General features: G+C 34.7%; 15 protein-coding genes. 14 read left to right on the top strand and 1 reads right to left on the bottom strand.

Annotated elements, in window-relative coordinates; all coding sequences use genetic code 11:
- Positions 1 to 863: 863 nt before the first annotated feature.
- Complete coding sequence (locus tag D8M06_RS05520; protein ID WP_121203382.1) at positions 864 to 1,751, bottom strand: LysR family transcriptional regulator; 888 nt, start codon at positions 1,749 to 1,751, stop codon at positions 864 to 866.
- A gap of 132 nt (positions 1,752 to 1,883) precedes the next feature.
- Between D8M06_RS05520 and D8M06_RS05515 the strand changes: the two genes are divergently transcribed.
- The 14 genes from D8M06_RS05515 (at position 1,884) to D8M06_RS05450 (ending at position 18,125) form a co-directional block, all read left to right on the top strand.
- Complete coding sequence (locus tag D8M06_RS05515; RefSeq protein ID WP_121203380.1) at positions 1,884 to 4,031, top strand: acetate--CoA ligase family protein; 2,148 nt, start codon at positions 1,884 to 1,886, stop codon at positions 4,029 to 4,031.
- Positions 4,032 to 4,054: 23 nt separating this feature from the next.
- Positions 4,055 to 5,209: an acyl-CoA dehydrogenase family protein gene (locus tag D8M06_RS05510; RefSeq protein WP_121203379.1), complete on the top strand. Its 1,155-nt coding sequence runs from the start codon at positions 4,055 to 4,057 to the stop codon at positions 5,207 to 5,209.
- A gap of 13 nt (positions 5,210 to 5,222) precedes the next feature.
- Positions 5,223 to 6,833 (top strand): ABC transporter substrate-binding protein, encoded by a 1,611-nt coding sequence (locus tag D8M06_RS05505; protein WP_147404947.1) that lies wholly within the window; start codon positions 5,223 to 5,225, stop codon positions 6,831 to 6,833.
- A gap of 80 nt (positions 6,834 to 6,913) precedes the next feature.
- Positions 6,914 to 7,846: an ABC transporter permease gene (locus tag D8M06_RS05500; protein ID WP_121203376.1), complete on the top strand. Its 933-nt coding sequence runs from the start codon at positions 6,914 to 6,916 to the stop codon at positions 7,844 to 7,846.
- Between the two features lie 30 nt (positions 7,847 to 7,876).
- On the top strand, positions 7,877 to 8,791 hold the full coding sequence (locus D8M06_RS05495) for an ABC transporter permease (protein ID WP_121203374.1): 915 nt from the start codon (positions 7,877 to 7,879) through the stop codon (positions 8,789 to 8,791).
- Positions 8,792 to 8,803: 12 nt separating this feature from the next.
- Positions 8,804 to 9,766 (top strand): ABC transporter ATP-binding protein, encoded by a 963-nt coding sequence (locus tag D8M06_RS05490; protein WP_121203373.1) that lies wholly within the window; start codon positions 8,804 to 8,806, stop codon positions 9,764 to 9,766.
- Positions 9,751 to 10,755, top strand: coding sequence for an ABC transporter ATP-binding protein (locus D8M06_RS05485; protein ID WP_241558842.1), 1,005 nt, complete (start codon positions 9,751 to 9,753; stop codon positions 10,753 to 10,755). The genes D8M06_RS05490 and D8M06_RS05485 overlap by 16 nt, the downstream gene beginning before the upstream one ends.
- Positions 10,756 to 11,327: 572 nt before the next feature.
- Complete coding sequence (fadH, locus tag D8M06_RS05480; RefSeq protein WP_121203567.1) at positions 11,328 to 12,089, top strand: 2,4-dienoyl-CoA reductase; 762 nt, start codon at positions 11,328 to 11,330, stop codon at positions 12,087 to 12,089.
- A gap of 66 nt (positions 12,090 to 12,155) precedes the next feature.
- The gene (locus D8M06_RS05475; RefSeq protein WP_121203370.1) at positions 12,156 to 12,944 is read left to right on the top strand and encodes an enoyl-CoA hydratase/isomerase family protein; all 789 of its coding nucleotides are present in this window, start codon (positions 12,156 to 12,158) and stop codon (positions 12,942 to 12,944) included.
- 143 nt (positions 12,945 to 13,087) lie between these two features.
- On the top strand, positions 13,088 to 13,855 hold the full coding sequence (locus D8M06_RS05470; protein ID WP_121203368.1) for an enoyl-CoA hydratase/isomerase family protein: 768 nt from the start codon (positions 13,088 to 13,090) through the stop codon (positions 13,853 to 13,855).
- Positions 13,856 to 14,035: 180 nt separating this feature from the next.
- On the top strand, positions 14,036 to 14,425 hold the full coding sequence (locus D8M06_RS05465; RefSeq protein ID WP_158591732.1) for an acyl-CoA thioesterase: 390 nt from the start codon (positions 14,036 to 14,038) through the stop codon (positions 14,423 to 14,425).
- Positions 14,426 to 14,517: 92 nt separating this feature from the next.
- Positions 14,518 to 15,702, top strand: a complete 1,185-nt coding sequence (locus D8M06_RS05460; protein WP_121203364.1) for an acyl-CoA dehydrogenase family protein — start codon at positions 14,518 to 14,520, stop codon at positions 15,700 to 15,702.
- 503 nt (positions 15,703 to 16,205) lie between these two features.
- Entirely contained in the window at positions 16,206 to 17,330 is a 1,125-nt protein-coding gene (locus D8M06_RS05455) for a CaiB/BaiF CoA transferase family protein (RefSeq protein WP_121203363.1), read from the top strand.
- Between the two features lie 15 nt (positions 17,331 to 17,345).
- A complete protein-coding gene (locus D8M06_RS05450) occupies positions 17,346 to 18,125 on the top strand; it encodes an enoyl-CoA hydratase/isomerase family protein (RefSeq protein WP_121203361.1) in 780 nt (259 codons plus the stop codon).
- Positions 18,126 to 18,142: the final 17 nt, after the last annotated feature.

Genomic DNA, 18,142 nt, shown 5'->3' with positions numbered 1-18,142 from the left:
CATTTCGTGTAATTTTGTTAAAGTTTGTTCATTCATCATATATTTGTTCCCCATAGTATGAGGCTCCACGTGTGAAGCCGTAGTTATTATTGTTATTTTCCATGTTTCTTTTCAGTTTCTGTTTTGCATCGTTCTTTTTTTACTTTTCAAAACCGCTTGAATACCTTTGAGCATTCGTCTGTTAGTCATTGAGATCATGATTTTACATGCAGGTTCTATTTCATATTTTGTATAACAACGCTCCGATTTCTTCATCGCTTAATTCCAAAATCTGTCGATAATGAATCATAAAAAATTCCTCATGTATAATAAATGCCACACAATTAAGTGTGCTAATTAATTATACAAAGTATGAAAGTAAAGTGGTAAACATCCTATCATTTACTGGTACATTCTTTGTCATTCCGTGGTAAAAAATATGTCACAGGTGGTACATTTTAGTGGTCATAATCAAAAAGAACTCTGAGAAATATAAAAATAGTTTTATTGAGGTTATTATGAAATAAACGAGATAAAAAAAGAACAGATCAACTACTAGCGAATTAGTTATTATGTCAAAATCAAAAGTTAAATTAGTAGAGTAGACAAAGAATTTATCACTTATGGAAACGTTGAAAGAAGTTTAAAGGAGACTTAAGAGTCCTAAAAAACTCAAAGAACCTGAACAAAAGACATAAAGTAAAGACATAGTAGGTAAACTGTCGATTAAGTATATAGTTTAATTCTACTCAGCTTATCCAAAAGAATTAGTGAGTAGTCAGTTTAACCTAAATCAATTCCTCAAGTAAATACACTTAAATTTTTTAATCACAGTATATGAAACGGTAAGTGGTGGGGAGAGGTAGAGTGTTATTCCCCTTTTGCTAACTGGTTTCAATAAAAAAATCAAAAAAGTAATTCTTTAAATCATGAACTGGTTTAGGATAATGTCTATCTTTGCTCATAATAATATTTAATGGTCTTCGAATATCTGATTTCACAATTTTGATGATACTCATTTTATCAGAAATAGCGAAACGTATATAATTTTCTGGGACTATAGCGATTCCCATACCTGAGATTACTAATTGGCGAATAGTTTCTAATCTACCGCATTCATACATAATATTTGGTTTAAATCCAGCTTCAGAACAAACCTTCAATAAGATTTCCCTGAGAGAATATCCTTCCTTATAAGAAATAAAGTCTTGTCCTATTAAATCTGAAGTGGTGATATGAGAATATGTTTTAAAAGGATGGTCAAAAGGTGCAATAATAAATAATTCTTCCTCATAAACAGGTAAGTATGTTAGAAATTTCGAATATGAAATTGGAGAAGTTAACCCTAAATGAATATCATACTTTTCTAATGATTTTTCCATGTCTTTAGAACCCATTTCAAAAATATTAATGGCAATATTTGGATACTTCTTTTTAAATTGTAATATAATTTTAGGTAACAAAAATACTTGTGAAGGTAGTATTCCTATATTTACTTTCTTTAACCCTATTTCCTTTAAATCCTCCATTTCTTGGTAGATTCTATTCTCTTGTTCTAATATAGGTGTGATCAGTTTTAAAAAATTTATTCCAGCTTCTGTTAAAGATACAATTTTTGTTGTCCGTTCAAATAATACACAACCTAGTTCCTTTTCAAGATCTTTAATTTGGGAACTAAGGGATGGTTGAGATATATGGAGAAGTTGGGCAGCTTTTGTGAATGTTTTATATTTAACAATTGCATGAAAATACTTCATTTGTCTTATATCCATTACCTTTACTCCTTTAACTTATAGCTTTAACCTATATATTAATATAAATAATGTATTTGTGTCTATAGGTATTTTTTTGTATTATCTAAATTAAGTAAATATTCTCTATTTATTAAAAATTAAAAAGAAGGGATGAGTTTAAAAATTAAGACAGAATTTGGCGGTTATAAGAAATTGAATTTTGGAACATTTTTTAATCCAGCATCAATTGCAATTGTTGGGGCTTCTCCAAACGAAAAAAGTATTAGTGGAAGGACTTTAAATAATTTAATAAAATATGAATTTCAAGGAGAGATTTATCCAGTTAATCCAAAGTATAAGGAAATAAATAAAATTCCTACATTTCCTGATATAAACTCGATTAATGGCCCTATTGATCTAGCGATATTGATAGTACCAGCTAAGAGCATTCCAAATGTGATAGAACAGTGTTTGAATAGAAACGTTCCGAATGTAATTATTTATAGTTCCGGTTTCGCTGAGTCGGGAAGTGATGGAGAAGGCCTTCAAAACTATTTAGAAGAAGTCTCAAACAGAGGAGATATAAGGATTTTAGGTCCTAATTGCCAGGGAATTTTTAACGTTAAAAATAATGTAGCAGCAAGTTTTAGTGGAGCTCTCAATCTTCCTTCAATTAGTTCTGGTCCGGTTGCTTTTGCATCACAAAGCGGTGCTCTTGGTTTTTCAACCTTTAATCAACTTCAAGAAGAAGGTATAGGTTTTAATTACGTGGTTAGCACTGGTAATGAAGTTGATCTTGAAGTATCTGATTTCTTATTAGAGTTCGCTAAGCAGAAAGATACCGATATATTAATAAGTTATGTAGAAGGTTTTAAAAATCCTGATAAATTATTGGACCTAGCCGAGATTTGTTTAATTGAACAGAAACCTCTTATTACATTTAAAGTTGGTGAGTCTGAGGTAGGCGCTATAGCTGCATCATCTCATACTGCTGCACTTGTTGGAGCAGGTGAACTCTACGATAGTTTATTTCAGCAATTAGGTTTCATTAAAGTAAAGGATATTGATGAAATATCGGATTTATGTAAGCTACTAACAAAAACAAAGAAGCCTTCTGGAAATCGAGTTGGTATAGTAACGACTTCAGGGGGGGCTGGAGTAATTATAGCCGACCAGTGTTCCATAAATGATCTTGAAGTTCCTAAACTTAACAATCGTACAATTGAAAACCTAAGTAACTATCTGCCTGATTTTGGTTCTTCAATAAATCCTGTAGATTTAACTGCACAAATAGCGAGCTCTAATAAATTATTCAGTGATTCAATAAATACAATTGCGGAGGATCCAAACATTGATATATTAGTAGTAGCATTAACAATGGTTACAGGTGAACGGTCAGCTGAAATGGCTCAATTTCTTATAGATAAGTCAAAAGAAATAAATAAGCCACTAGTCGTTATTTGGATGGCTGGTGATAAATTGGCAAAACCAGGATTAGAGTTATTAAAAAAAGAAAAAATAGCTTGTTTTAAAAGCCCTAAGAGATGTATAGAAGCTATAAATAAGTTAGTTAAAATTCATTCAAATTTTAAAAGAAAAAATGAAATGCTAACTTTTATTTCAGATAAAAGAAGACTACTAAAAAATGAAATATCAATAGAAAATAATTTGTTTGAATATAAAGCTAAAAAATGGTTGGAGAAAAATGGCTTACCAATAACTCATGAAAAGTTAGCACACTCAGCTGTTGAGGCTGGGGAATATGCAAAAGATATAGGCTTTCCCGTTGCTCTTAAAGTTCAATCAGAAAAAATACCACACAAGACAGATATAGGTGGAGTGATTCTGAATTTAAAAACTGTTGAGGAGGTTGAAAACGCTTACCAAAAGATAGAGAGTGAGGTTTTGCAAAAAGCAAATTTAGAGGAAATAGATGGAATATTAGTACAGGAAATGATTAGTGATGGAGTGGAGCTTTTTGTTGGATGTACTGTAGATAAGCAGTTAGGTCCATCCATAACATTCGGTTTAGGAGGCATTTTTGTTGAAGCGATAAAGGATACTAAGACTGTTTTACCACCTTTATCTAAAATACAAGCAAAGAGGTTAATAGAAGAGATTCAAGGATATAACATTATGAAAGGTTTTAGAGGCCAAAAACCAGTTAATATTGATTTGTTATCAGAATTCATATCAAACTTTTCTATTATATGCGCATCTCTAAAACAAAGTATTCAAATTGATATAAACCCAGTTGTAGCAAATTCTAATGGAGTAAAAATTGTGGATGCATTAGTCGTTGTGGAAGAAGAAAACTAAAACTAATATAAGGAGTGTTTAATTTGGATTTTAGGTTGCCTGAGGAGATTCAAATGCTTCGTAGTACTATTAGAAAGTTTGTTGAAAAAGAGTGTCGGCCACTAGAACAACAGTTGTGTAATACAAATCCTGATTGGGTAGAGCTACCTGAAGAAGAGCATAAGCGGATATCAGATAAATTAAAAGACAATGGATTGTGGGCGTTGACCACACCAACTGAATTAGGTGGTGGAGGAGTGGGACCTCTTGGAATGGCAGTTGCGCAAGAGGAAAAAAGCAAAACAACAATTGGTACTGCGCATCATAGTCCATTTGGTGGAGAACCACCTGGTATTTTATACAATGCAAAAGATGTACAAGTTGACAAATACTTACTACCAGTAATTCGTGGTGAAAAAAGGTCAGCAATGGCTAACACTGAGCCAGGTGCAGGATCTGATGCAGCTGCAATTCAAACTACTGCAACCAAGGAAGGGGATAATTGGGTCATTAATGGTACGAAATTATTTAGCACTTTAGCAGATCGTGCAGATTTCCTTTTTGTAACTGCTGTTACCGATAAAGAAAAACGAGGCCGTGGTGGAATAACAATGTTCCTTGTCGATGCTAATACTGATGGTTTTAAAGTTAATCGTAAAGTTCCTGTGATTAGACCTCAGTATTCTACTGAACTAATATTTGATAATGTTATAGTTCCAAACTCTCAAGTACTTGGTGAGATTGGTGAAGGATTTCAGCTCTTTAAGGAATGGGCAGCATATGGTCGTATAAAAATGGCTGCTACTTGTCTAGGGATGGCTCAAAGGGCCTTAGATATGTCGATTAGATATGCTAAACAAAGAGAAACATTTGGAAAGGCACTCTCAACCCGTCAAGCAGTCCAATGGATGTTAGTAGATTCAGCTGTTGATATCAAAACTGCTAGACTGTTAACTTATGAAACAGCTTGGAAACTAGAGAGAGGTGAGGATGTTATTGAGGAAGCCTCTATGTGTAAACTACATGCAACTGAAATGGCCTTTAAAGTGTTAGATCGTTCAATCCAAATTCATGGAGGGATGGGATTAACTAAAGAACTACCTCTAGAAAGGTGGTTCAGAGACATCCGAGTCATGAGAATTGTGGAAGGAGCAACAGAAATACAAAAATTTATTATTGCAAGAAAAATGCTTAGATAGTGGGGGAGAAAAAATGAATTGTAAATTTAAAAGTAAAATTCTATTATATTTCTTTTTGTTATTATTAGTAGTACTAGCAGGATGTAAAGAATCGGAGCAACCTTCACAAAATGAAGATTCACTAGGTTCTGAAGGAGATACATTAAGAGTTGCAATAAGTGGAGAAGCAGAAAAACTAGACCCACATTTCGCTTCTCCTGTAAATGAAGTAGCTATTGTACAGACAATCTTTAATGGTCTTGTGAAATTCCCATCTGGTACAGTTGATTTTTCGAAGATAGAAGGAGACTTAGCCCAAGATTGGGAACATAATGAAGATGCAACAAAATGGACATTCTTTCTAAAGGAGGGGGTTCAGTGGCAAAAGGGCTATGGTGAATTAACCTCAAGTGATGTTAAAAAGTCATTTGAAAGAGTAATGGATGAGGAAACGGGTTCACCGTGGAAAAATGATTATAATAATATAGCAAGTATTGAGACCCCAGATGATTATACAGTCGAATTTAATCTTACTCAACCAGATACATCATTTCTTTTAAAGGTGATAAATTATCATGGAGGAATGATAGTCAATACTGAAGCAATAAAAGATGCTGGTGATAGTTTTATGACATCCCCTGTTGGAACTGGGCCATTTATCTTTGAAGAATATAACTCTAATGAGAAAGTTGTATTGGTTAAAAATGAGGACTACTTCAAAGGAGAGCCTAGGTTAAATAATATAGAATTTATGATAATGACTGATACAACAGCAATAGAGATTGCGATGGATCAAGGTGAGATACATCTAGCACCAGGGATAAATGACCAACTATGGGTGGACAAGAGAAATCAGAATAATGATTTGACTATAGATTATACAAATCCACCTTTATTATGGGGGATTTATTTAAACACTTCCAAAGCACCTTTAGATGATATTAAAGTTAGAAAGGCTATAGCACACGCGATTGATATCGAACCATTAATTGAGGAAATTAGTGCAAAAGAAGCTGCATCTGTACCAGAGGGACCCGTAACAACAGGATATTTTGGTGCTGCAAATGTTGGTAGTTATGAATATGATGTTGAAAAAACCAAAGATTTACTGAAGGAAGCAGGCTATGAAGACGGTCTTACCTTACCTACTCAATATATCAGCACTTTAAGTTCTTATTTAGATAAAATGGTCTTTGTACAAGATCAGTTAAAGAAAGCTGGAATTGACATGCCATTGGAGCAAGTAGATCATTCCACATATCATGCTAATGCGAGAGATGATTTAAACAATATTGTCATGTACGGCTATGTTAGAGCGCCACATGCCAATGTTACGCTATCACAGTTTTTCTATGGACCTGCTACAGTTGGTACGCCCACTGCAGTTACCAATTATAGTCATTATGACAAAGTTGATGATTTAATTGAACAAGGAAGTGTTGAAGTTGACGAAAAAAAAGCTATAGAGATTTATAAAAAGGCCCAAGAACAGATTAAAGAGGATTATGTATTTGTGCCACTTGTTGAGTTGAAAACAGTACTTATTAGAAGAAATGAGGTTAACTTAGGATACAACAATAATGATATAGATGGTACTATGATTTATTACTATAATATTGATGAAAATACGGAAATAACTAAATAGTTAGTAACGGTAGATATTACAAGGGGGACTTTTAAGTTCCTCTTGTAAATAAAACACTATTTATAAGAGGGGGGTTACCGATGATTAAATATACAATTCGAAGGATACTTTGGACAATCCCAACTATATTTTTAGCAGTAACAGCCATCTTTTTTGTACTTAGAATACTTCCAAGTGACCCAGCTAGTTCAATATTAGGAGAAAACGCTACACCTGATGCACTAAGGGCTCTTAAGGAGGAAATGGGTTTAGATAAACCAGTAAGTGTACAATATGTAGAATTTTTGGAAGGCGTTATAAGGTTGGACTTTGGGAATTCGTTATCTAGTGGAAGATCAATTTCAACAGAAATTATCTCTCTACTTCCATATACACTAGAACTTGCACTTGCTAGTGTACTTATTGCTACGATAATTGGTGTACCTATTGGCATCTATGCTGCCATAAAGCGTGGAGCCTTTGTGGACTCTATTTTTAGAGTTTCTGCATTAATTGGATTATCAATGCCTGCATTTTTCTTAGGGATCCTTATGATGCTCGCTTTCTCCTTAAAAATACCGTTATTTCCTTCTATGGGGGCAGGGGAAGGTTTTGTTGGAAATTTATATCACCTAGCATTACCTGCCTTAACTTTGGGATTGATTGAATCAGGAATTGTGATGCGTATTACACGTTCAAGTATGTTAGATGAACTAAATAAGGATTATGTTCGAACAGCTAGAGCAAAGGGAGTGCCACGACGGACTGTGAATTTAAAGCATATATTGAGAAACTCTTTAATACCGGTAGTTACAGTTATTGGACTAAATATTACAACATTAATAAGTGGGGCAGTTCTAACTGAAACTGTATTTAGTCGTCCGGGTTTAGGAAAGTTAGCCGTTGGTGCGATTGAAACGAGGGATTATCCTGTACTTCAAGCATGTTTAGTTTTATTTTGCTTATTAGTTATATTTGTTAATTTAGTAGTCGATCTAAGTTATTCATATCTTAACCCTAAAATTAGGCCATAATCCATAATAATTTGAAAAGGAGGGATATAATTGAGTGAACCTGCACTTAGAAATAAGACTATTACTAACTTAAATAATTCTCCCCAACCACTACCAGTAAAACAAAAATTAGTGTTTTGGTCAGTTTTAAAAAAGAGTAAGATAGGCATGGCAGCCTTATTTATATTGATAATGATTATTCTTATTTCTATATTTGCGCCTGTAGTTAGCCCATATGATCCAATCACGCAAAATGCAAGTGAGAGAATGCAAGCGCCATCTAGTGCTCATTGGCTTGGTACTGATTCATTTGGAAGGGATATATTAAGTAGAATAATATATGGCTCGCGTATCTCATTGTTGGTTGGTTTTATCTCTGTTATGATAAGTAGCATTATTGGAACTGCAATTGGGATGGTTGCAGGATTTAAAGGGGGAGTATTAGATGAAATATTGATGAGGATTATGGAATCAATTCAATCTATACCAATGCTCTTAATGGGCCTTATGTTACTGGTAGCATTTGGTTCTAATATGACAACTTTAATTATTGCCATAAGTATTGGTTTAATTGTCAGCTGTGCAAGAATTGCAAGGGGACCAACGATAGAATTAAAGGAAAGTGAATTTGTGAAGGCCTCGATTGCTTCAGGAGCGAGTACATTTCGCATTTTAGTGGTTCATATATTCCCTAATATTCTTGGACCTGTACTGGTAATGGCTACCCTTCATATGGCAAGTGCTATAAGAGTAGAAGCTAGTTTAAGTTTTCTAGGTTTAGGTATTCAACCACCAAATCCTACTTGGGGCAATATGATTCAAGATGGTTTTCGTTATATTACTACAGCCCCAGGAGTTGCACTGTATCCAGGGATTGCACTGATGGTGGTTGTTATTGCATTCAATATCTTTGGAGACACCCTTCGAGATGCATTTGATCCACATATTATTAGGAATAGAAAGTGAGGAGGCATTAGATTGAGTACAGTACTTGAAGTTAAAAATCTTAACGTTGAAACAACTGGTAAATTGCCTCATTCAATTTTAAAAAATGTTAATTTCCAGGTACAATCTGGAGATACATTAGCAATTGTTGGTGAAAGTGGTTCTGGTAAGAGTATGACTGTATTATCTATTTTAGGGTTACTGCCAGTAACTGGGGTAAGAATAACTAGCGGTGAAATATTACTAGAAGACAAGGATTTAGTAGGATACTCCGATGACAAAATGAATGCTATACGTGGAAAAGAGATTGCTACAATCTTTCAAGAACCAATGACTTCACTTAACCCTTCCTTTACAGTTGGAAACCAACTTGCAGAGGTATTTAGATATCACACGAACTATAATCGGAAGGATGTTAAAAAACGGTCTATTGAATTATTAAAAAAGGTAAAGATTCCTGATCCAGAAGAAAAATTGAAAGCGTATCCACATGAATTGTCAGGCGGTATGAGACAAAGGATAATGATTGCTATTGCTTTAGCGTGTAACCCTAAGTTACTATTGGCCGATGAACCAACTACAGCATTAGATGTAACAATTCAAGCTCAGGTGCTTGATATACTCACTGATTTAAAAAATGAGTTTGGAATGACCATGGTTATTATAACCCATGATTTAGCAGTTGTAGCTGAGAACTGTAATAAAGTAATTGTTATGTATGCTGGTCAAATAGTAGAAATGGGATCTGTAGAAGAAATATTTCAAAAACCTAAGCATCCATATACACAAGGATTAATACAATCTATACCAGGAATAGGAAAACCAAAAGAAAGACTTCATACAATTAGGGGTAACGTACCAGATATTAATCAAATGCCAAAAGGTTGTCGATTTCATCCAAGATGTGAAATCGCAACAGAGAAGTGTATTAAACAAGAACCGATTCTAGAGAGTATTGAAAGTGGAAGGAGGGTAAGATGTTGGCACACGTTATAGAAAGTAGGGATATTTTAAGAGTAGAAAATCTTTCAAAGGATTATCCTATTCGTGGAGGCGTTTTAGGTAGAGTAACAGAGAGGATTAAAGCAGTTAAAAACGTCAGTTTTAATGTCAAAAAGGGAGAAACATTTAGTATTGTTGGAGAATCTGGATGTGGAAAAAGCACAACAGGCATGTGTATTTTGAGACTAATAGAAGCAACTTCGGGAAGAGTCTACTTGAATGAAAAAGATATTTTTAAATTAAATAAGTTTCAAATGAAAAATGTACGGAGTGATATACAAATAATTTTTCAAGATCCATATAGTTCTTTAAACCCCAAACTTACAATTAGAAAAATTCTCAGAGAGCCGCTTATTATAAATGGGTATGGTACAAAGTCAGAAATAGATGAGAAAATAATTTCAATACTTGAGATGGTCGGTTTAGGAGCACATCATCTAGACCGTTATCCCCATGAGTTTTCAGGTGGGCAAAGACAAAGGATAGGTATAGCACGTGCTCTACTATTAGACCCACAACTTATAATTTGTGATGAACCAGTCTCTGCATTAGATGTTTCAATTCAATCGCAGCTTCTAAATTTACTTCAAGATTTACAAGAAAAATTGGACTTAACATATGTATTTATTTCACATGATCTAAGTGTTGTACAACATATAAGTGATAGAGTTGCAGTAATGTATTTAGGAGAAATTGTGGAAATGGGGCCAAGTAAGGAAATATTTGATAATCCTAAACACCCTTACACTAAGGCACTATTATCTTCAGTTCCAAAAGTAAATGAACAGGTGAGAAGGATACAGAAAAGAATTATTCTTGATGGTGATGTACCAAGTCCAAAAAATCCACCATCTGGTTGTACTTTTCATACAAGGTGTCCTTTCGCGGAGGATATTTGCACCAAGTTTGCACCTGAAAAATCTAATATAAATAAAGACCATACTGTTTCATGCCATTTGGTAGAAAACGGAGATATTATTTAAATAATAATATTAAGAATAAAGAATTTAAAGTTTAAAAGAAAAAGACCTCTTCTTAGTGAAAGATGTCAATAATAACTTTATATGTCAATTCTATGAATGTGAAGAAAATAAAGAGAAGAGCTAGGTGGTGAATCAACAACATCAAAAAATGATATCAAAATGCCTGTTTTATTTCACAGCTCATATTGATGGGCAATATTCCGATGTACTAATGCCAAGTTAAGAAAAGTCGCCAAAACAAGAAATCAATTCAACAAACATCTAGTGTTATAGAAGGCGGGTTTGAAATAATTCAAAGGTTTACCAAGAGTTTACAATGTGTTTGGAAACTTGAAAAGAAAGGCTTAACTTTGTGCATTACGTCTATTTCCTCCCCATCACATCAAAGAAATAACACCTAGTTTAGTTCCTTTTTTATGGAAACTATACATCGAATGAGGATTGGGATAGAACTCTCATCGAGTACCTTCTATATGTGCTAAATAGTCATCAGAATAATATATTGAAATATATGGAGGGGGATTCTTATCTTTGTATCGCAAAATGAAAATAATATGCTTCCCGAGGGAGCTTTGGAAGGAAAGTCAATAATAATTACTGGAGGTGCAACAGGGTTAGGTAAAGCAATGGCAATGGAATTTGCAAGGTTAGGAGCAGATATTGTTATAGCTAGTCGTAATTTAGAAAACTTAGAAAAAGCTGCTAAGGAAATTTCTACTTTTAATAATAAAGTTATAGTAACGCAAACTGACGTTCGTTCTCCTGAACAAGTAGAAAAGATGGTTAGAAGAGCAGTGGAAGAAAATGGAAAAATTGATATTTTGGTAAATAATGCTGCTGGGAATTTCCGGGTACCCTCACTCGACATGTCAGTTAATGCATGGAATTCAGTAGTTGATATTGTTTTACATGGGACATGGTATTGTAGTCAGGAAGTGGGTAGGCAGATGGTTTTTCAGAAGACTGGAGGCAACATTTTAAATATAGGTTCAACCCATGTTTGGTCAGGGAATCCGGGAACAGCTCATTCAACGGCTGCAAAAGCTGGTGTCCTTGCTTTGACAAAGACCCTTGCTGTAGAGTGGGCACAAGAAAATATTAGAGTAAATTTGATTGCACCTGGGCCGATTGAAGGGACAGGAGCTGCAGAACAACTGTGGTCAACACCAGAATTAGAAAAAGCTGTACTAAATAGAATACCATCTGGTCGGATGGGTACGCCAAAGGAAGTTGCATATCTTGCGTCTTATCTTGTAAGTGATTATGCGAGTTATGTCACTGGATCATCCTTTGTAATAGACGGTGCTGGGCATCTCAACAAAGGTGGTGTCTAGTCAACCTAATATAATTTTATATAATAATTATTAGTTATAAAATAATAAATAGTGGAGGTATTAAAAATGTCAAAGAATATAATTACTAGGATTGAGGATAATGTACAAATTATAACCCTAAATAGACCAGAGAAGAAAAATGCATTTAATTCAGAGATGATTGATTCTTGGGTTAATGCTTTAGAAGAGGCTAAATATAATGATGATGTAAATGTAGTAGTTATTACGGGTGCTGGAGATTCCTTCTGTTCTGGAGGAGATGTAGGTAATATGGGTAGTAAGACAAAAAGATCACCGCTAGATTCAAAGAATGTTCTTTGGGGTAATATTCATCGTATTCCATTGTTATTAAAAGAATTAGATAAACCCGTCATTGCTGCAATTAATGGTGTAGCAGTAGGTGCGGGTCTTGATATGGCATTGATGGCTGATATTCGTACGATAGCAGATACTGCAAGGGTTAATGAAGGATATGTTAAAGTTGGTTTAATCCCTGGCGATGGTGGATCCTATTTCTTACCAAGACTTGTAGGAGAAAGTAAAGCATATGAGCTTCTTTGGACTGGTGACTTTATAAATGCACAAGAAGCTTACAGAATTGGCCTAGTTAATCAGGTTTACCAAAGTGAAATTTTTATGGATGAAACTATGAAGTTAGCCAAAAAGATAGCTGCAGGGCCTCAAGTAGCTATTCGTATGATTAAGAGATCTGTAAGTCAATCACTAAGACTCGAATTAGAACCAGCTCTGGATATGATTTCCTCTCATATGGCTATAATTAAAGAAACTGAGGATCATAAGGAGGGAGTCTCAGCATTTTTAGAGAAGAGGAAACCAAATTTCAAAGGAAAATAAATAAAGAAAAAAATCAAATTTTTAAAAGTATAAGGCAGAATAAATTAACTGATAATTGTGAATAATAGTACAGATATACACTTTAAGTAGTTAATTAAATTTTGAGAAATACGTCAATAATAATTATAACTTGGAGGGAAATTATGAGTTCACTCATCTATAGAAAAGAAGGTAATGTTTCGTATATATTCTTAAATCGCCAGGAGAGAAGAAATGCTATTAATATTCAATTAGCTAAAGAATTTCTAGAATACCTAGATATTTTTAAAAAAGACCAAGATGCTAGAGTTTTGATTTTAAGTGGAGAAGGGGAAAAAGCTTTCTGTAGTGGAATAGATTTAAAAGAGTCTATAGAGGATAATGCTGGTATAAAAAGGAGGGCTTCTACTAGAGGGAAAATATTTGAAGCAATTATAGAGACTTGGAAACCAGTTGTTTGTGCAATAAATGGAGATGCTGTTGGTGCTGGATGTGAGATCGCTCTTGCAAGTGATTATCGCATTGCAGTAAAAGAAAGTAAGATAGGTCTTCCGGAATCCAGAAGAGGAATGGGGGCTAGTTTTGGGGCGACCTTATTACCTAAAATAGTTTCACCAGGTGTAGCTTCATACCTACTCTTTACAGGGAAACTTATAGATGCTGACGAGGCATTTAAAATACGATTAATTGATGAGGTTTTACCAAATCAGACAGCATTACAAGAACGAGCAAATGAAATTGCTAAAGAAATATGTTACGGTGCTCCCCTATCTGTAAAAAGAATGAAAGAAACTATTTGGAAGACGATGGGAACGCCATTATTTCAAGCTTTAAGAATGGATATAGGTCCTAATGTATATGAAAGTGAGGATAGAATAGAGGGTGCACGAGCATTTATAGAAAAGAGATTACCTATTTGGAAAGGGTATTAGCTATTATAGTGAATTGATAGAAACTCTTTAAAAAAGTCGTATCAATATATTATGACAAAAATTAAAATATAATTATATTCTTAGATAGCTTAATAGTGTACAGTTTCTATTATTAAACGTTTTAGGTTACAGATACCACTACTCAAAAATAAAATAAAAACGATAGAAATTGGAGGAATGATGGATATAATAACAAATATTATTGTTAAAGAGGATGATATTGATGATCTTGAACATGTTAATAACAGTGTATATTTAAATTATCTAGAAAAGGCTCGAGGACAATGGTTTCGTAGAGCAGGTATTTCTTTTGAAAATATGCATGTACAAAATTTAGCTACTGTCGTTCTTAAAATAAATATTACTTTTATAAAAGAAGCAAAATTAGGAGACCTTCTAAAAATAAAAACAACACCGTTTCGATTGGGAAATTCTAGTTTCGAAGTCAAACAAGAGATTTATAATCAAGTAGAAGAAAAGATAACTGAAGCAATAGTCACGAGTGTCATGCTTAACAAGACTGAAAGAAAAAGTATCCCAGTTATAGAGAAAATAGCTCGTCAATTTTAAGTTTTTGGAGAAGTTAGTAAATAAGAGTCAATTAGAAATGTTTCAGTTACTTGTTAATATATTTTAATAGATTACATGGAGGTTAAATACCGATGGATTTTACCTTACCTGATGAATTAGTAATGCTACAACAATTAGTACGTAATTTTGTAAAAAAAGAGTTACTCCCGTTAGAGGAAATGGTAATGAAAAACGAAGCAAGTCGTGGATTGAGTGATGCTCCGCTAATTCCAGCAGATATCGAGGAAAATCTACTTATGAAGACTAAGGAATTAGGTTTGTGGGGGTTGGATGTTCCCGAAGAATTTGGAGGAACAAATCTGGGGTTTTTAGCTAAAGCAGTTGTAATGGAAGAACTCGGAAAGACGATTGTACCTTTTACGTTTCCACCAGATGCTCCTAATCTTCACTTTTTAATCTCAAGTTGTAACTCGGATCAGAAAGAACGTTACTTACTTCCGTATGTTAGTGGTAAATATCAATCTGCTATTGCTATCAGTGAACCGAATGCTGGTTCTGATATAGGAGGCATGCAAACACGTGCAGTAAAAAAAGGTGATAAATGGGTAATAAATGGTACCAAAACCTGGATTTCTAATGCCAATAATGCTAATTTTTTCATCACAATGGCAGTCACTGATCCGGAAAAAAGGCAATATGGTGGAATTACTGCTTTTATAGTTGACAAAGGTACACCTGGTTTAAAGATTGCTCGAGGTATACCAACTATTGGCTCACATCACCCTTATGAAGTATATTACGATAATGTAGAAGTTGATGAAAGTCAGGTGTTAGGGGAAATAGGTAATGGATTTATACCTATGCAAAATCGGTTAGGTGTACGTCGTATTGAAATAGCACAACGTTCAGTGGGTATGTCAGAACGCTTATTGGAAATGATGTCAGATTACTCTAACCAGAGAAAAACATTCGGTAAGTACCTAGCAGAACGTCAAGCTATCCAGTGGTGGGTTGCAAATTCAGCGATTGATATTCATGCTACACGATTAATGTCATATCATGCTGCTTGGAAAATGGATAATGGGGTTAAAGATATTCGACAGGAAGCTGCGATGTTAAAAGTGTTTGGTACGGAAATGTCAATGAGAATAGCAGACCGTGCTATGCAGTTACATGGTGCTATGGGACTGTCTAAGGAGTTACCGATAGAATTTATGTATCGAAATATCCGTGCATTAAGAATTATTGAGGGAGCCTCAGAAATCCATCGCTGGACAATTGCCAGAGATATACTTAAAAACAAAAATAAAAAATAAGGCTCAGAATAAGAATATTACTTTGTCCAATTTGTAATCATAATAACATATATATCAACAATATTTTTAGTTTTTCGTTTGTATTTTTCATGAAGTTGATTAGAACTCTACACATAAAAAGACTACTACATTTGCGTGAGATTATTAAAAAACTAATGATCGCAATCTGGTAGAGAATAAGACGACTCTAAATTTATAATTTTTTAATTTAGAGTCGTTTTTTTAGTCATTATAACTCTAGTTTTTAATATTCTTTCCTTATTAGACACAATTTATATCTTCAACTTCAAAATAGTATCTATTTGATTGATTTTATAGACCCCCTTTTCCTCTAGTATTGAAAAATATATATTACTTAGCAACCCTCTCCAAAAGGCAGACTAATATAAATTCACTTAATTTATTGACAATTAATTCCACAAACATTAAAATAAATTGTAATCGATTTCAAAACTGCAAATTATTCAACAATTTATTCATTTATCAAGAAAGGAGGCTCCGCCATGCCACTAAAATCCATCAAAATCCTAGACTTAACCCGCCTCCTACCAGGACCCTTCTGCACCATGCTTCTCGCAGATTTCGGAGCAGAAGTCATTAAAGTGGAAGCGCCAAACACTGGTGATTATCTACGAGACTACCAACCAAAGGTAGATAACAATAGTGCATTTTTCCATTCGCTTAATCGAAACAAGAAAAGTATTTGTTTGGACTTGAAAAAGGAAGAAGGAAAAGCCCATTTTAAAGATCTTGTAAAACAAGCGGATGTGGTTGTCGAGTCATTTCGTCCTGGGGTTATGGAAAAGTTAGGTCTTGATTACTCTGTTTTAAAGGAGATCAACCCAAGTCTAATTTATTGTGCGATAACCGGTTATGGTCAGACTGGTCCATACGCAAATCTTCCGGGCCATGATATTAATTACATAAGTTTGACAGGTCTGCTTGATTTAATGGGAGAAAAAGATGGGAAGCCAGTCGTTCCGGCAACGCAAATTGCGGATATTGGTGGGGGTGCACTGCCAGCAACAATTGGAATTTTACTAGCCTTAATGGAAAGGAAGGACTCCGGGAAAGGGCAATTTGTGGACATCTCTATGATGGATGGTGTCCTGTCATGGTTACAGGCAACATTGCCAAACTATTTATCTACGGATGTCCTTCCACATAGAGGGGAGCAGCTTTTAGATGGTGGTCGTGCTTGCTATGCAGTGTATGAAACAAAAGATGGACGCTATCTTTCTGTAGGAGCACTTGAGCCTAAATTCTGGAAGAACTTTTGTACAGTGATTGAGAGAGAAGACCTTATACCGCTTTTAGACGCATCACTTAACGAGCAGTATCGCATGAAATATGAAATTCAAACAATTATTATGGAAAAGACTCTGGAGGAATGGACAGAAGCATTTTCTGGAGTGGAGGCATGTGTGACACCAGTCCTTACATATAATGAAGTAATTAGCAATCCACAGGTGATTGCAAGGGATATGATTCAAACTCTATTTGATCAGAAGAAATATATTGGCGTTCCTATTAAACTATCAGAAACGCCTGGAAAAATTAAAACAAAAGCGCCAGAACTTGGGGAGCATACACAGCAGATTCTTCAAGAAAAAAGTATATTAAGCTAATACAGGAGGCATACAATGGCTACAGTCAACACACATTTTCAGGATGGCGTCTTTGAAATCATTCTTAATCGCCCAGAAAAACTGAATGCATTAAATAACGATTTAGCGGTAGATTTAACGAAAGCTGTATCTGAGGCAAAATCCAATCCGGATGTTCGTACTGTTTTGGTTTATGGAAACGGAAAGGGTTTTTGTGCAGGTGGCGATTTAAAGGATTTTGGGATTGATATTGATAACCCAGTGGAAGTTAGAGAGTTTTTGCAAGCAGGTCAGGATGCAGTACTTGGTCTTTATCAAATGGAAAAGCCTGTTATAGCTGCGGTTCATGGTCCTGCCGTAGGGGCGGGATGTAATATTGCATTTGCATGTGACATCGTATTCGCAGACGAGAATGCTATTTTCTCTGAGATTTTTTCTCAGGTTGGTGCTATTCCCGACTTTGGCGGTTTGTATTTTCTTCCGCAAAAAGTAGGGATGCATGTGGCAAGTGAATTAATTTTTACAGGGAAAAAGCTTAAAGCAAAGGAAGCGAAGGAATACGGTTTAATTAATGAGGTCACAGAAGAAGGTCAGGTAATTGAAAAGGGTCGAGAACTTGCTGTTTCTTTAGCCAAAGGGCCAACCAAAACATTAGGAATGGCGAAACGAATCTTGCATCAGGCACCATATATGTCCATAGAAGATGCCCTTCAATTAGAGGCTTATGGACAGGCTGTTACGTTCCAATCGAATGATTTTAAAGAAGGAAGAGCAGCATTTATAGAAAAACGTAAGCCTCATTTTACGGGAAAATAAACGAAAAGGAGATGACT

Origin of the sequence: Oceanobacillus halophilus, from assembly GCF_003628505.1 — a bacterium.
GTDB classification, from domain to species: domain Bacteria; phylum Bacillota; class Bacilli; order Bacillales; family Amphibacillaceae; genus Oceanobacillus; species Oceanobacillus halophilus.
This window is presented reverse-complemented; position numbering and strand designations above follow the sequence as displayed.

Excerpts from the sequence above, each read along its gene's own strand:
- D8M06_RS05520 (WP_121203382.1), bottom strand. The coding sequence starts at position 1,751 with ATGGATATAAGACAAATGAAGTATTTTCATGCAATTGTTAAATATAAA.
- D8M06_RS05515 (WP_121203380.1), top strand. The coding sequence starts at position 1,884 with ATGAGTTTAAAAATTAAGACAGAATTTGGCGGTTATAAGAAATTGAAT.
- D8M06_RS05505 (WP_147404947.1), top strand. The coding sequence starts at position 5,223 with ATGAATTGTAAATTTAAAAGTAAAATTCTATTATATTTCTTTTTGTTA.
- D8M06_RS05500 (WP_121203376.1), top strand. The coding sequence starts at position 6,914 with ATGATTAAATATACAATTCGAAGGATACTTTGGACAATCCCAACTATA.
- D8M06_RS05475 (WP_121203370.1), top strand. The coding sequence starts at position 12,156 with ATGTCAAAGAATATAATTACTAGGATTGAGGATAATGTACAAATTATA.
- D8M06_RS05470 (WP_121203368.1), top strand. The coding sequence starts at position 13,088 with ATGAGTTCACTCATCTATAGAAAAGAAGGTAATGTTTCGTATATATTC.
- D8M06_RS05465 (WP_158591732.1), top strand. The coding sequence starts at position 14,036 with ATGGATATAATAACAAATATTATTGTTAAAGAGGATGATATTGATGAT.
- D8M06_RS05460 (WP_121203364.1), top strand. The coding sequence starts at position 14,518 with ATGGATTTTACCTTACCTGATGAATTAGTAATGCTACAACAATTAGTA.
- D8M06_RS05455 (WP_121203363.1), top strand. The coding sequence starts at position 16,206 with ATGCCACTAAAATCCATCAAAATCCTAGACTTAACCCGCCTCCTACCA.
- D8M06_RS05450 (WP_121203361.1), top strand. The coding sequence starts at position 17,346 with ATGGCTACAGTCAACACACATTTTCAGGATGGCGTCTTTGAAATCATT.